The organism is Sphingobium sp. FG58 (assembly GCF_057809055.1).
The window spans coordinates 407531-420365 of the sequence record NZ_JBMDJF010000001.1; the positions used below are offsets into that span (position 1 = coordinate 407531).

Here is a 12835-nt window from a genome sequence, read left to right on the forward strand (position 1 = left end):
CAAGAGGAAGCCGATTTGATCCTGGACCTTGCCGCTGCCGCTTCGGGTGCGATCCGTTTTGACGATCTGGGCGTCGGCCCGGTGGCGCTCGACCTGGGCTTCTTCACGCTGAAATGGTATAGTCTCGCCTATCTGGCGGGCATATTGATCGGCTACTGGTATCTGCTCAAGCTGATCGCCCAGCCCGGATCGCCGATGGGGCGCCGCCATGCCGACGACATGATCTTCTATGCGACGCTGGGCATCATCATCGGCGGGCGGCTGGCCTATGTCATCTTCTACCAGCCCGAAATATTGAACAATCCGCTCGACATCTTCAAGCTGTGGAATGGCGGCATGTCCTTCCATGGCGGCGCAGCGGGCGTGTCGCTGGGCATCCTCTATATGGCGCGCAAGGAGAAACTCAGCTGGCTGCGCATCCATGATTATGTCGCCTGCTGCGTCCCCTTCGGTCTGTTCTTCGGTCGCCTCGCCAATTTCGTGAATGGCGAATTGTGGGGCAAGGAAACCGACGTGCCGTGGGGCATCATCTTCCCGACTGGTGGCCCCTATCCGCGCCATCCCAGCCAGTTGTACGAAGCCGCGCTGGAAGGGATCGTCCTGTTCGCAATCCTTGCCTTCGCCTTCTGGCGCACCCGCGCCCGCTATCAGCCGGGGATGCTCGTGGGTCTCTTCCTGCTGGGCTATGGCGTGTTTCGCTTCGGTGTCGAATATGTGCGAGAGGCTGACGCGCAACTGATGGAGTTCGCCGCCCGCACCGGCCTGCATATGGGCCAGTGGCTGTGTGTGCCGATGATCCTGGGTGGCCTCTACCTGATCGTTACGTCGAAGGGGCGTCGCGTGCGGGTGGAACCGATCGCCGGAAGCGCGAGTGTCAGCTGAACCTCTGAGCCTCGCCGAACGGCTCTCGCGCCAGATCGCGGCGGGCGGGCCGATCTCGGTCGCCCATTATATGGCCGAGGCGAACCAGCATTATTACGCCACCCGCGATCCGCTGGGCGCGGATGGCGACTTTACCACCGCGCCGGAAATCAGCCAGATGTTCGGTGAACTGGTGGGGCTGTGCCTGGCGGACATCTGGATGCGGTCGGGCCGGAAGCCGGGGCCGCTTTATACCGAGTTGGGACCGGGACGCGGGACGCTGGCGGCTGACGCGCTGCGCGCGATGGAAAGCGCCGCGCTCGCGCCGCGCATCCATTTTGTCGAGACCAGCCCTACCCTGCGCGAACGGCAGCGCGCATTGCTGCCCCACGTCACCCATCATGACAATATCGACAGCCTGCCGACCGAAGGGCCGTTGCTGATCGTCGCCAATGAATTTTTCGATGCGCTGCCGGTGCGCCAGTGCATCCGCGTTGGCGAGGAATGGCGTGAGCGGGTCGTCATCCGGCGCGAACAAGAGGGGCGCTTCATGGCCGTCCCCGGCTATCGCCGCATCGAATCGGGCCTGCCGCCAATCGCCGCGCAAGCGCAGGACGGCGCGATCATCGAGACGCCGATCGTGGGCGCGGGTATCGCCTATGCATTGGCGCAGCGGATCGCCAAACAGGGCGGCGCGGCGATCATCATCGACTATGGCTATGCCGGGCCGCTGCTGGGCGACACGCTGCAAGCGGTCAAGGCCCACGCCTTTGCCGACCCCTTTACCGATCCCGGCGAGGTCGATCTGACGACCCATGTCGATTTCACCATGATCGGCAATATGGCGCGGCAGGCTGGGCTGCGTGTGTCGGGGCCGGTCGACCAGGGGGCGTTTCTGCGCGAATTGGGCATCGACGCCCGCGCCGATCAACTGGCCCGCACCAGCCCGGCCCGCGCCGCCGAAGTGGAGGCCGCCCGCGCCCGGCTGACCGATGCTGACGCCATGGGCAGGCTGTTCAAGGCGATGGCCTGGGTCCATCCCGACTGGGCCGATCCCGCGGGTTTTGGCGACTGATTGCCCTCAATCTTCCTGGTGATAACGGCCCAGCTTGCGGATGAAACCAATGAGGCCGGTCTGGCGGCTACGCTTCATCCGTTCGGCGTGCAGGATGGTCTGCACCCGGCTGAAACAATCGTCGGCATCGACATTGCACAGCACATAATCATAGCCGTCCCAATGCGCGATTTCGCCCGCGGCGCGGGCCATGCGGCCGTCAATGACTTCGTCGCTGTCCGTCGCGCGGCCGCGCAGGCGGCGTTCCAGTTCCTCCATCGACGGCGGCAGGATGAACACCCGCACCACGTCGCCCCCCGCAATCTGGTGCAATTGCTGCGCGCCCTGCCAGTCAATGTCGAACAAGACATCCTGCCCGCTCTTGAGCATGGCTTCCACCGGCGCGCGCGGGGTGCCGTAGCGCTGGCCGAATACATGCGCCCATTCCAGAAATTCCTGGTCGGCAGTCATGCGGCGGAATTCCGGCAGGTCGACGAAATGATAATCCTTGCCGTCGACTTCGCCCGGTCGCATCGGCCGGGTGGTCGCCGACACTGACATGGACATATCCGGCTCGGCCGCGAGCAGCTTGCGCGCGATGGTGGACTTTCCCGCGCCAGACGGCGAGGAAAGAACGAAGAGGACGCCGCGTCGCTTGAAGTCGGGGGTCTCGATCGGGATAGTGTCGGCCATGGCCGCTAGTGCCGCTTGAAGCGGGCTTTTGCAAGAGGGGGAAATGTCGGGATGCGGCACAGGCAGATGGTCCATCGCCGGGGTTTGATCGCCGCGGGGCTGATCGCGCTGTTGACCTGCGCCATCCTGTTGCTGATGGACCGGCCACCCATCTGCACCTGTGGCCGGATCGATCTGTGGCACGGGGCGCTCGACAGCGGTAACAGCCAGCATATCGCGGACTGGTATAGTCTGAGCCATGTCATCCATGGGCTGCTCTTTTACCCCGCCACCCTGTGGCTGCTGCGGCGGCGTCCGGTCGGGGTGCGGTTGGCGCTGGCTGTGGCGGTGGAATCGGCTTGGGAGATATTGGAAAATTCGCCGATCATCATTGATCGCTATCGAACCGCAACGATCGCGCTGGGCTATAGTGGCGACTCGGTCCTAAATTCGATGAGCGATATCGGCATGATGACGCTGGGCTTTCTGTTCGCGTCGCGCGCGCCAGTCTGGCTGTCGGTGGCGGTCGCGATCGGGTTCGAATTGGTGGCGCTGGCTGTCATACGCGACAATCTGACGCTCAATGTGCTGATGCTGACCTTTCCGGTAGACGCCATTCGCGATTGGCAGGCGGCGCTTTAGAGTTTGCGGGCCTTGCGCGCGGCGTCGATTGGGACCGGCTCCTTGCTCAGGTCCGGCAGCGCCTTGATCGCGCGCTTGCGGTCGACCTCGCGCTTCGCCTCATACATTTTGCCCGCCATATAGGCGCCGGTCACGAACAGCGCGCCAGCGGGGAAGCGCATGATGAGGCGCTTGACGCCCATGCCCGCAATCAGGCCGACGACGCCCTTCTTGCCCGTGTCCGCCGCGACGCGGGCGGCCACCACGGTCGCGCCGATACGGGCAGCCTTGCGCAGCAGGCTGGCCTTTTTGGGGGCGGTGACGGTAACGAGCGGGGCTTTGGGGGCGAAGGGCTTTTTCATACTGGCTCAATGTATCGAACGGCGCGCGGTTCCGCCATGCTGATATGGATCATGTCATATTTTCCGGCCGCACCAGCGCGTCGAAGGTCGCCGCATCCACCAGCCCCAGTTCGAGTCCCGCAGCTTTCAGCGTCTGGCCGGTCTTGTGCGCGTGCTTGGCGATGGCGGCGGCATTGTCATAGCCGATCGCCGGGGCGAGCGCAGTGACCAGCATCAGCGATCGATCGACCAGTTCGGCGATGCGCGGCTCGTTCGCCTCCAGCCCCTCGACACAGCGTTCGGCAAAGCTGTCCATGCCGACGCTCAGCAAATGGATCGAGCGTAGCACTGCCGCGCCGATCATCGGCTTGAACACATTGAGTTCCAGATGGCCCTGCATCCCGCCGACCGTCACCGCCTGATGATTGCCGATGACCTGGGCTGCCACCATGGTCAGCATTTCGCACTGGGTCGGGTTGACCTTGCCCGGCATGATCGAACTGCCCGGTTCGTTGGCGGGCAGATCCAGTTCGCCGAGGCCAGAGCGCGGGCCGGAACCGAGCAGGCGGATATCGTTGGCGATCTTGGTGAGCGCGACGGCCAGCGTGGCGAGGGTCGAGGAGAGGTGGACCAGCGGGTCGTTGGACGCGAGCGCCTCGAACTTATTGTCGGCGGTGCGGAACGGCAGGCCGGTGATGGCGGCGATTTCCGCCGCGACCGCGACGTCGAAGCCTTCGGGCGCATTGAGGCCGGTGCCGACTGCCGTGCCACCCTGCGCCAGCGCCATCATGCCGTGCATGACGGCAGGCTCGATGCGCTTGCGGCTGCGATAGACCTGGTGGGCATAGCCGGAAAATTCCTGCCCCAACGTCAGCGGGGTCGCGTCCTGCAAATGGGTGCGGCCGATCTTGACGATATGGTCCCACGCCTTCGCCTTGGCATCGAGCGCGGCATGGAGCCGGTCGAGCGCCGGGAACAGGGCGTTGGTGACCGCCAGCGCGGCGGCGATATGGAGCGCGGTGGGGAAGCTGTCGTTGGACGATTGGCCCAAATTCACACCATCATTGGGATGCACCGGATGCTTGCCGCCGCGCGTGCCGGTGAGCGCTTCATTGGCGATGCCCGCAATCACTTCATTGACGTTCATATTGGTCTGGGTGCCGCTGCCCGTCTGCCAGATGACGAGCGGGAACTGGTCGTCATGATGGCCAGCCGCCACGGCAGCGGCAGCGGTTTCGATCGCGTCGGCTTGGGGACCGTCCAGCCCGTGATGCCGGTTCACCCGCGCGGCCGCCTGCTTCACGATGGCGAGCGCATGAACGATGCCGATCGGCATCCGCTCCACCTGGTCGAACGGGAAATTCTCGATGCTCCGCTGCGTCTGCGCGCCCCAATAGGCTGCACTAGGCACCTCTATGGCGCCGATACTGTCGGTTTCGGTGCGGGTTGCGGGCATTGGAGAGGCCTTTCAGTTAAGAACTATTCGCAAATCTAAGACTGATCTGGGGTGTGGGTGTGGAAATCCAAGGGGTTGTGTGCAGAGCGGTGACCGGGCGGGTTGGTTGGAGGGAATAGAATGTGAAACTTCGCTAAGTTCGCCCATATCGCATATGGAGAGTTAGCGCCGGGGGGCGATGTAGGACAGCGGGAATTGCATTAGCCTTTCACAACATAGGCTGGCCGTGTTACCATGCACAGCTTATGTAACACAGGAGATGCGGCATGGGTGAAGCGACTTTCACGATACGAGTCGATAATGCGTTAAAAAGCGCCTTTGCCGACGCCGCCAAGGCCCATGATCGCACAAGCGCGCAATTGATCCGGGATTTCATGCGGGATTATGTTGCCGGGCAGCGGACCGTTGCCGAGCATGACATCTGGTTTCGCAGTCAGGTTCAGGCAGGCCTGGATTCCGCCAATGCGGGCCATCTTGTATCCGACGATGAGGTCGAGGCCGAGGCGCAGGCATGGCGGGACGACATGCGCCGCAGGATGGCCGGTCCGGCGTGAAGCTGCTCTGGACGCTGGACGCGCGTCAGGACCGCCGGGATATTGGCGAGCATATCGCGAAGGAAAATCCGGCGGCTGCCATCATGATGGATGAAATCTTCTCGCAGAAGACGCGAACTTTGACCGATCACCCTGCGATGGGCCGCCCTGGACGGGTAGCCGATACGCGCGAGCTGGTCGTCCATCGCAACTATTTGCTGATCTATGACGTCGCCGGAGACAATATACGCATCCTGCGTGTGCTCCATGCGCGCCGCCAATGGCCGCTACGCGAGTGACAAAGCGTCGTCGGCCTACTTCTTCTTGCCGAAGTCCACCGTCACCACATTGGACCCATCCTCGGCCACCACCTGCGGGCCGTCATTTTCCGCTTCGTCATGGGGTTCCGGCAATGCGTCGCCCGCCACCTGAAACTGGAGCGCGAAGTTGACGGCGGGGTCCACGAACGCCGTGATCGCGGCGAAGGGGATGTTGAGGTGGGCGGCGACCTGGTTGAAGGTCAGGCTGACTTCGAAATGATGGTCGCTGACTTTCAGGTCCCAATATTTATTCTGGAGGACGATGGTCATTTCGTCCGGGAAGCGCTCGATCAGCCGCTTGGGGATGTCGACGCCGGGGGCCTGGGTCTTGAAGGTGATGTAGAAATGGTGGCTGCCGGGCAGGCCGCCGCTGGCCTGCACCTCTCCCAACACGCGGCCGACGACGGCGCGCAAGGCTTCCTGCACGATTTCGTCATAGGGAATCAGGCTGTCGGGCAGGTCATCGCTCATGGCGTCCATGTCCTAACGACGCGAAACAGGGGGTCAACCCCCCTCCCGGTTTGGATGGACCGCATTGCACGACCAGATTGCAAGATGGGCGGCACGCGCTATAGGGCCACCATGCGCACGGCCGAGATTCACCGCAACACGGCGGAAACCCAGATCGACGTAACCGTCAACCTTGACGGCACGGGTCTTTATACGGTGTCGACGGGCATCGGCTTCCTCGACCATATGATCGAGCAATTGTCGCGGCACTCGCTGATCGACATGACGGTCAAGACCGCGGGCGACCTGCATATCGACCAGCATCACACGACCGAGGATACCGCGATCGCCATTGGCGAGGCGGTGGCCAAGGCGCTGGGCGACAAGCGGGGGATTTCGCGCTACGGCTCCGTCTATTCGCCGATGGACGAGACCCTGACACGGGTGGCGCTCGACATTTCCGGGCGGCCTTGGCTGGTGTGCAAATTGCCCTTCACGGTGCAGAAGATCGGCGAATGGGACGCCGAGATGGTGGAGCATTTCTTCCACAGCTTCGCGCAGGCCGCGGGCATCACGCTGCACATCGAATTTCTCTATGGCAGCAATAATCACCATATCGTCGAAAGCGCATTCAAGGGTCTGGCCCGCGCGCTGCGGCAGGCGGTGGAGATCGACCCGCGCAAGGCGGATGCGATCCCGTCGACCAAGGGGATGTTGTGAGCGGGGTCGCCCTGATCGACTATGGCGCGGGGAATCTGCATTCGGTCTATAATGCCCTGCGCAAGGCGGGGGCGAACGATGTCGTCATCACTGCGGACGCCGATGTGGTGGCACGGGCCGACCGGATCGTGTTGCCGGGCGTGGGCGCGTTCCGGGCGTGCCGCGATGCGCTGGTGGCGATTCCCGGCATGGTCGAGGCGATGGGCGAGGCCGTCCACAAGCGCGGCGTGCCGTTTCTGGGCGTGTGCGTGGGGATGCAATTGCTGGCCGAGGCTGGCGAGGAATTCGGGCGGCATGAGGGGCTGGGCTGGATTCCCGGCACCGTCCGGCTGATGCAGCCGGACGATGCCAGCATCAAGGTGCCGCATATGGGGTGGAATGATGTCGTGCTGAACGGCGCGCCGCCCCTGTTGCAGCCGGGCGAAGCCTATTTCCTGCACAGCTATCATTTCGAGGCGACCGATCCGGCGCATGTCGCGGCCGTGACCGACCATGGCGGGCCATTGGTCGCGGCGGTGGCGCGCGACACCATCATCGGTTGCCAGTTTCACCCGGAAAAGAGCCAGAGCTATGGCCTTTCCTTCCTGTCGCGCTTTCTGGAGTGGAAGCCGTGATGATGCCGACCCGTGTTCCCGCGAAGGCGGGAACCCAGTTGAAACGTCGGAGCTGGGTTCCCGCCTTCGCGGGAACACGCTGCCCCAATATTGTCTGGTGAGTCCATGTCTCTGATCGTCTTTCCCGCCATTGACCTGAAAAACGGGCAGGTCGTGCGCCTGGCCGAGGGTGATATGGACCGTGCGACCGTCTATGGCGACGATCCGGCGGCGCAGGCGGCTTTGTTCGCGCAGGCGGGGGCGCAGCATCTGCATGTCGTCGATCTGGACGGGAGTTTTGCCGGCCATGCGGTCAATGCTGCGGCGGTCGAGCGGATTGTCGAGACCTTTCCGGGCCATGTCCAGCTGGGCGGCGGCATCCGCAATCGCGAGTCGGTGGAGCGCTGGTTCGACCTGGGCGTGTCGCGCATCGTCATCGGCACGGCGGCGCTGAAAGACCCGGCGTTCGTCAAGCTGGCGGCGCGTGATTTTCCCGGCGGGATTGTCGTGGCGGTCGATGCCCGCGACGGCTTTGTCGCGACCGATGGCTGGGCGGAGAAATCGGACATGCCGGTGATCGACCTGGCGCGGCGGTTCGAGGATGCGGGCGTCGCCAGCCTGCTCTTCACCGATGTGGGCCGCGACGGGATGCTGAAAGGCTGCAATGTCGAGGCGACAGTCGATCTGGCGCGGGCGACCGACATTCCGGTGATCGCCAGCGGCGGCGTGGCGGGGATTGCCGACATTCGCGTGCTGAGCCTGCACGCCGATGACGGGATTGAGGGCGTGATCACCGGGCGGGCGCTCTATGACGGGCGGCTGGACCTGAAAGTCGCGCTGGCCGTGGCGCAGGCGGCGGCGTGATCCGATGACCGTCCGCACCCGCGTCATTCCCTGTCTGGACGTGGCCAATGGGCGCGTGGTCAAGGGCGTCAATTTCGTCGATCTGCGCGATGCGGGCGATCCGGTCGAGCAGGCGAAGCTGTATGATGCGGCGGGCGCGGACGAGCTGTGTTTTCTGGACATTACCGCGACGCATGAGGCGCGCGGCACGATCCTGGACGTGGTGCGGCGCACGGCCGAGGTCTGCTTCATGCCGGTGACCGTTGGCGGCGGGGTGCGGACGCCGGAGGATGCGCGCGCGCTGCTGCTGGCCGGGGCGGACAAGGTGGCGGTAAACAGCGCGGCGGTGGCGCGGCCCGAACTGGTCGCCGATATTGCCGATCGCTTTGGCAGCCAGTGCATAGTGGGATCGGTCGATGCGCGGCGGGTCGGCGAGAATCGCTGGGAAATCTTCACCCATGGTGGGCGCAAACCGACGGGGATCGACGCGCTGGACCATGCGCTGCGACTGGCGGAGCTGGGCGCGGGCGAATTGCTGGTAACGTCGATGGATGGCGACGGGACCAGGGCAGGCTATGATCTGGCACTGACGCGGGCGATTGCCGATGCGGTATCGATCCCGGTCATCGCCAGCGGCGGCGTGGGGACGCTGGACCATCTGGTCGAGGGCGTGACATTGGGCCATGCCAGCGCAGTGCTGGCGGCGTCGATCTTCCATTTCGGGCAGCATACGATCGCCGACGCGCATCGCGCGCTGGCGGCGGCAGGCGTGCCGGTGCGTGGCACCAATCTGGCTGAGGCATGAGGACAGATATGCGCGAAACCCTCCACCAACTGGAACAGACGATCCGCCAGCGGCGCTCGGCTGACCCGTCCACATCCTATGTCGCCAAGCTGACGGCGCGGGGGCGTGGCAAGATTGCGCAGAAAGTGGGCGAGGAAGCGGTCGAGACGGTGATCGCCGCGATGGCGGACGACCGTGACGGCGTGGTTGGCGAAAGCGCGGACCTGCTGTTCCACCTGCTGCTGCTGCTCGCCGATTGCGACATTTCGCTCGACGATGTGTGCGACGAGCTGGAGCGGCGCGAGGGCGTGTCGGGCATTGCCGAGAAGGCATCGCGCCCCGCGGACTGACAATCATCGGATAGATATTGCGTCCGCTGCGTTCTGGCCTAGCCTCATGGGCGGGACAGGGAGTGGAGAGCATGATGATACGGACAGTAATCGGCGGCCTGCTGGGCGGCTTTGCGATGTTTATCACAGGCTTCATCTTCTGGGGGACGCCGCTAAGCGCGCTGGCGATGAGCCGCGCCGAGGGGCAGGCGAGCGCCAATTTGCAGGCGGCGCTGGCGCAGGCGCTCAATACGACCGGCACCGGCGTCTATACCATCCCCGACCCGGCGACGGCGGAGGGGACGATCCTGTATGGCAAGGGTCCGGTCGCGCAAATTTTCTATAATAGCAGCGGCTTTCCGGTGATGGACAGCGCCAGCCTGATCGGCGGGCTGATCCTGGCGCTGGTGGTGGGTGTGCTGATCGCGCTGGCGCTGCGGCTCGTCACGACCGGCTTTGCCGAGCGGGCGCGGGTTAGCCTGATCCTCGCGCTGGCGACGGTGCTGTGGATGGATATTGGGCAGGCCGTGTTCAACCATGCACCCTGGGGCTATATCCCCTATCTGGGGTTCAGCGATTTCGTCGCGCTGGCGGTGGCAGGGCTGATCGCGGCCAAGCTGATGGACGGTGCGCAACCCGCAGTCGGGACGGTGCATTAGGGCGGGATAACTTTAGCCTGCACAACCTCCGTTCGTGCTGAGTAGAGGCTGAGCTTGTCGAAGGCTCGTATCGAAGCATCGCATCCATACGCATCCTTCGATACGCCATTTCGACTTCGCTCAATGGCTACTCAGGACGAACGGAATTTGGTAAAGGCAGATCGCGTTACGCCATAGCTTCCTGCGCCATGCGGATCATGCAGGCGGCGTGGCGGTGGGCGACGGCCATGCGATCCTCGCCATAGCCGCCGCCCATGGTGCTGGCGACGGGAATGGCCCGCGCCCTCGCCTGGCGCATGACATAGCGGTCGCGCGCGTCGAGACCCGCGTCGGTCAGCGCCAGCCGCCCCAGCCGGTCATCGCCATGGGGATCGACCCCGGCCTGATAGAGGATGAGGTCGGGGACGAAATCGTCCAGCACGGGCGGCAGCGTGTTGTGCAGGATGGCGAGATAGGCGGCGTCCTCCACCCCGTCAGGCAGGCCGATGTCGAGCGTCGATCGTGCCTTTCGCACCGGGAAATTTTTTTCCGCGTGGATCGACAAGGTGAAAATGTCCGACCGGCCCGCCAGCAGCGACGCTGTGCCATCGCCCTGATGCACGTCGAGGTCGAGGATCAGGATGCGGTCCGCCTCCCCCTCCGTGATCAGCCGGTTGGCGGCGATGGCCAGGTCGTTGAACACGCAATAGCCCGCCCCGCTATCGGCCAGCGCATGATGGCTGCCGCCTGCGGCATTGGCGGCAAAGCCATGGACAAGCGCCAGCCGCGCCGCCGCCCAAGTGCCGCCGGGCGATAGAATGGAGCGACGCATCACCCGTTCGGTGACCGGAAAGCCGATCCGCCGTTCCTTGGGCGGCGGGACGGTGAGGGTCAGCACCTCCTCCACATAGTCGGGATCATGCACCGCCTCTATCCAGGCGCGCGGCATCGGATCGGGGGTGTGGAGGGTCATGGGCGGTGCAATTTCGCGCAGCGCCTCCATCACCAGCCCATATTTGTCGAAACGAAAGCGGCTGCCGGGTGTTGCGGGAGAGACATAGGCAGGATGGTGAACGACGTGCAGCATGATCTTTTCCGCTATCGTGATTTGAACGGTGGCCGCTTTGCGCTATCTGGTCCAGCATGAACCGTCCCAACATGATCCGTTTTTCGACGCTCGCCCTGCTGAGCGCCAGTGTCCTTAATGCCAGCACCCTGCCCGCTTACGCCCAGACGCCGGTAACGCAACCCCCGGCCACCGCGCCGACGCTGCCCCCGGCAATGGTGCAACCGGTGCCGCCCGCACCATTGCCAGCGCCCATCCCGCCGCTGTCGGCGGCGCAGGAAGCGTGGGCGAATGGCTGGCTGCGCGGTGGCGCGGAACAGGGGCTGATGGCGCGCAGCAAGGCGACCGCCAGCCTGACCGGCGAGGCGCTGGTCAATGCGGTGCTCGACCGGGCGAAGGCGCTGTCCACCGGGCGGGTCGATACTGCCGATTTCCTGGAGATATGGGCGCTGCGCCCCGAACGGTTCGATCCGCGCCCAGGACTGGCCAAGGCGGTGGCCGAGGATCGGCTGGCGCAATGGGCCAATGCGCTGACGCCGCCCTATGCGGGCTATGACGGGCTGCGCAAGGGACTGGCCACCTATGAGGCGATCCGCGACAAGGGTGGCTGGCCGGTGCTGACCGCGACGTCCGCGCCGATGGTGGTGCGCGCACGCATCGCGCTGGAGGACAAGAGCGTCACGCCGACCGAAAATCTGACCGACGTGCTGCAACGGGCGCAGCGGCGCTATGGACTTAATCCCACCGGCTTGCTCGACGCACGGACGCTGGCGGCGCTCAATGTCAGCGTGGATGACCGGATCGCCGCGATCATGGCCAATATGGAGCGGTGGCGCTGGATGCCGCGCCGCCTGCCGGTCAACCGGGTGCAGGTGAACATCGCCGCCGCCGTGCTGACCGTTTTCCAGGGCGACCAGCCGGTCACGTCGATGCGCGCGGTCACCGGCAGCCCGCAAAATGCGACGCCGATGCTGACGTCGAACATCCATTCGATCGTGGTCAATCCGCCGTGGAACGTGCCGATGTCGATCGCCAATCGGGAGCTGTTTCCCAAGGGTCGCGCGGCGCTGGCAAGGCAGGGCTACAAGATCATCAAGACGCCCGAAGGGGGCGAGCGGATCGTCCAGCCCGCCGGCCCGAACAGCGCGCTGGGGCGGTTGAAGTTCGACTTCGCCAACCCGTTCGCCGTCTATCTGCACGACACGCCGTCACGCGGCAAATTTGCGAGCTATGACCGGCTGGCCAGCCATGGCTGCATCCGGCTGGAAAAGCCGGTGTCGCTGGCCGAGCTGATGGTGGCGAGCGACCCGGAGCTGAACGGCCAGATCCAGACGCTGATCGACGCGGGCAAGACCCAGCGCGTGTCGTTGCCGCAGGAAGTGGCGGTCTATCTGCTCTACTGGACCGCCTTTGCCAGCAGCAACGGGACGATGAGTTTCCGCGCCGACCCCTATGGCTGGGACAAGTTGCTGGCCGCCAAGATCGAGGCGTCGAGCCGCCGGGCCGACCCCACCGCCCTCCCCTCCCCGACGATCGCATCGAAGGACTGACCAC

Annotated in this window: 17 protein-coding genes; 12 read left to right on the plus strand and 5 right to left on the minus strand. The window is 64.6% G+C overall.

Annotated elements, in window-relative coordinates; genetic code table 11:
- Window positions 1–15: 15 nt before the first annotated feature.
- Window positions 16–882 (plus strand): prolipoprotein diacylglyceryl transferase, encoded by an 867-nt coding sequence (gene lgt / locus ACODR8_RS02185; RefSeq protein ID WP_489005748.1) that lies wholly within the window; start codon window positions 16–18, stop codon window positions 880–882.
- Window positions 872–1936: a class I SAM-dependent methyltransferase gene (locus ACODR8_RS02190; protein WP_489005749.1), complete on the plus strand. Its 1065-nt coding sequence runs from the start codon at window positions 872–874 to the stop codon at window positions 1934–1936. Before lgt ends, ACODR8_RS02190 begins: the two co-directional genes overlap by 11 nt.
- 6 nt (window positions 1937–1942) lie before the next feature.
- Here the strand turns inward: ACODR8_RS02190 and gmk are convergent, their stop codons facing one another.
- Window positions 1943–2608, minus strand: a complete 666-nt coding sequence (gene gmk, locus ACODR8_RS02195) for a guanylate kinase (protein WP_217673627.1) — start codon at window positions 2606–2608, stop codon at window positions 1943–1945.
- Window positions 2609–2674: 66 nt separating this feature from the next.
- On the opposite strand from gmk, the gene ACODR8_RS02200 reads away from it, so the two are divergent.
- Window positions 2675–3229 (plus strand): DUF2585 domain-containing protein, encoded by a 555-nt coding sequence (locus ACODR8_RS02200; protein ID WP_489005750.1) that lies wholly within the window; start codon window positions 2675–2677, stop codon window positions 3227–3229.
- Here ACODR8_RS02200 and ACODR8_RS02205 read toward each other — a convergent pair.
- Together ACODR8_RS02205 and fumC are read right to left on the minus strand one after the other, a co-directional pair.
- Window positions 3226–3570 carry a hypothetical protein gene (locus ACODR8_RS02205; protein ID WP_294133808.1) on the minus strand — a complete coding sequence of 115 codons (345 nt, stop codon included), beginning with the start codon at window positions 3568–3570 and terminating at the stop codon, window positions 3226–3228. The two genes, ACODR8_RS02200 and ACODR8_RS02205, sit on opposite strands and share 4 nt — an antisense overlap.
- A gap of 49 nt (window positions 3571–3619) precedes the next feature.
- The gene (gene fumC / locus ACODR8_RS02210) at window positions 3620–5005 is read right to left on the minus strand and encodes a class II fumarate hydratase (protein WP_489005751.1); all 1386 of its coding nucleotides are present in this window, start codon (window positions 5003–5005) and stop codon (window positions 3620–3622) included.
- A gap of 266 nt (window positions 5006–5271) precedes the next feature.
- Between fumC and ACODR8_RS02215 the strand changes: the two genes are divergently transcribed.
- Together ACODR8_RS02215 and ACODR8_RS02220 are read left to right on the plus strand one after the other, a co-directional pair.
- Window positions 5272–5559 carry a CopG family ribbon-helix-helix protein gene (locus ACODR8_RS02215; RefSeq protein ID WP_489005752.1) on the plus strand — a complete coding sequence of 96 codons (288 nt, stop codon included), beginning with the start codon at window positions 5272–5274 and terminating at the stop codon, window positions 5557–5559.
- Window positions 5517–5837, plus strand: a complete 321-nt coding sequence (locus tag ACODR8_RS02220) for a type II toxin-antitoxin system RelE/ParE family toxin (RefSeq protein ID WP_489005753.1) — start codon at window positions 5517–5519, stop codon at window positions 5835–5837. Before ACODR8_RS02215 ends, ACODR8_RS02220 begins: the two co-directional genes overlap by 43 nt.
- A gap of 15 nt (window positions 5838–5852) precedes the next feature.
- On the opposite strand, the gene ACODR8_RS02225 is transcribed toward ACODR8_RS02220, so the two are convergent.
- Window positions 5853–6329 carry an SspB family protein gene (locus ACODR8_RS02225; protein ID WP_119745137.1) on the minus strand — a complete coding sequence of 159 codons (477 nt, stop codon included), beginning with the start codon at window positions 6327–6329 and terminating at the stop codon, window positions 5853–5855.
- 111 nt (window positions 6330–6440) lie between these two features.
- On the opposite strand from ACODR8_RS02225, the gene hisB reads away from it, so the two are divergent.
- The 6 genes from hisB (at window position 6441) to ACODR8_RS02255 (ending at window position 10236) form a co-directional block, all read left to right on the plus strand.
- On the plus strand, window positions 6441–7028 hold the full coding sequence (gene hisB, locus ACODR8_RS02230; RefSeq protein WP_489005754.1) for an imidazoleglycerol-phosphate dehydratase HisB: 588 nt from the start codon (window positions 6441–6443) through the stop codon (window positions 7026–7028).
- The gene (gene hisH / locus ACODR8_RS02235) at window positions 7025–7642 is read left to right on the plus strand and encodes an imidazole glycerol phosphate synthase subunit HisH (RefSeq protein ID WP_489005755.1); all 618 of its coding nucleotides are present in this window, start codon (window positions 7025–7027) and stop codon (window positions 7640–7642) included. The genes hisB and hisH overlap by 4 nt, the downstream gene beginning before the upstream one ends.
- Before the next feature lie 105 nt (window positions 7643–7747).
- A complete protein-coding gene (hisA, locus tag ACODR8_RS02240) occupies window positions 7748–8485 on the plus strand; it encodes a 1-(5-phosphoribosyl)-5-[(5-phosphoribosylamino)methylideneamino]imidazole-4-carboxamide isomerase (RefSeq protein WP_217673633.1) in 738 nt (245 codons plus the stop codon).
- Window positions 8486–8489: 4 nt separating this feature from the next.
- Window positions 8490–9269, plus strand: coding sequence for an imidazole glycerol phosphate synthase subunit HisF (hisF, locus tag ACODR8_RS02245; protein WP_489005756.1), 780 nt, complete (start codon window positions 8490–8492; stop codon window positions 9267–9269).
- A gap of 8 nt (window positions 9270–9277) precedes the next feature.
- Entirely contained in the window at window positions 9278–9598 is a 321-nt protein-coding gene (locus tag ACODR8_RS02250; RefSeq protein WP_489005833.1) for a phosphoribosyl-ATP diphosphatase, read from the plus strand.
- A gap of 71 nt (window positions 9599–9669) precedes the next feature.
- Window positions 9670–10236, plus strand: coding sequence for a hypothetical protein (locus ACODR8_RS02255; protein WP_489005757.1), 567 nt, complete (start codon window positions 9670–9672; stop codon window positions 10234–10236).
- Between the two features lie 166 nt (window positions 10237–10402).
- Here the strand turns inward: ACODR8_RS02255 and ACODR8_RS02260 are convergent, their stop codons facing one another.
- Complete coding sequence (locus ACODR8_RS02260) at window positions 10403–11302, minus strand: histone deacetylase family protein (protein ID WP_489005758.1); 900 nt, start codon at window positions 11300–11302, stop codon at window positions 10403–10405.
- A 56-nt stretch (window positions 11303–11358) separates the two neighbouring features.
- Between ACODR8_RS02260 and ACODR8_RS02265 the strand changes: the two genes are divergently transcribed.
- Window positions 11359–12831, plus strand: coding sequence for a L,D-transpeptidase family protein (locus tag ACODR8_RS02265; protein WP_489005759.1), 1473 nt, complete (start codon window positions 11359–11361; stop codon window positions 12829–12831).
- Window positions 12832–12835: the final 4 nt, after the last annotated feature.

Bases quoted from the DNA above. Each gene is read 5' to 3' on its own strand.
- gmk (WP_217673627.1), bottom strand. From the start codon at position 2,608: ATGGCCGACACTATCCCGATCGAGACCCCCGACTTCAAGCGACGCGGC.
- ACODR8_RS02200 (WP_489005750.1), top strand. From the start codon at position 2,675: ATGGTCCATCGCCGGGGTTTGATCGCCGCGGGGCTGATCGCGCTGTTG.
- ACODR8_RS02205 (WP_294133808.1), bottom strand. From the start codon at position 3,570: ATGAAAAAGCCCTTCGCCCCCAAAGCCCCGCTCGTTACCGTCACCGCC.
- fumC (WP_489005751.1), bottom strand. From the start codon at position 5,005: ATGCCCGCAACCCGCACCGAAACCGACAGTATCGGCGCCATAGAGGTG.
- ACODR8_RS02215 (WP_489005752.1), top strand. From the start codon at position 5,272: ATGGGTGAAGCGACTTTCACGATACGAGTCGATAATGCGTTAAAAAGC.
- ACODR8_RS02220 (WP_489005753.1), top strand. From the start codon at position 5,517: ATGGCGGGACGACATGCGCCGCAGGATGGCCGGTCCGGCGTGAAGCTG.
- ACODR8_RS02225 (WP_119745137.1), bottom strand. From the start codon at position 6,329: ATGAGCGATGACCTGCCCGACAGCCTGATTCCCTATGACGAAATCGTG.
- hisB (WP_489005754.1), top strand. From the start codon at position 6,441: ATGCGCACGGCCGAGATTCACCGCAACACGGCGGAAACCCAGATCGAC.
- hisA (WP_217673633.1), top strand. From the start codon at position 7,748: ATGTCTCTGATCGTCTTTCCCGCCATTGACCTGAAAAACGGGCAGGTC.
- hisF (WP_489005756.1), top strand. From the start codon at position 8,490: ATGACCGTCCGCACCCGCGTCATTCCCTGTCTGGACGTGGCCAATGGG.
- ACODR8_RS02250 (WP_489005833.1), top strand. From the start codon at position 9,278: ATGCGCGAAACCCTCCACCAACTGGAACAGACGATCCGCCAGCGGCGC.
- ACODR8_RS02255 (WP_489005757.1), top strand. From the start codon at position 9,670: ATGATGATACGGACAGTAATCGGCGGCCTGCTGGGCGGCTTTGCGATG.
- ACODR8_RS02260 (WP_489005758.1), bottom strand. From the start codon at position 11,302: ATGCTGCACGTCGTTCACCATCCTGCCTATGTCTCTCCCGCAACACCC.
- ACODR8_RS02265 (WP_489005759.1), top strand. From the start codon at position 11,359: ATGAACCGTCCCAACATGATCCGTTTTTCGACGCTCGCCCTGCTGAGC.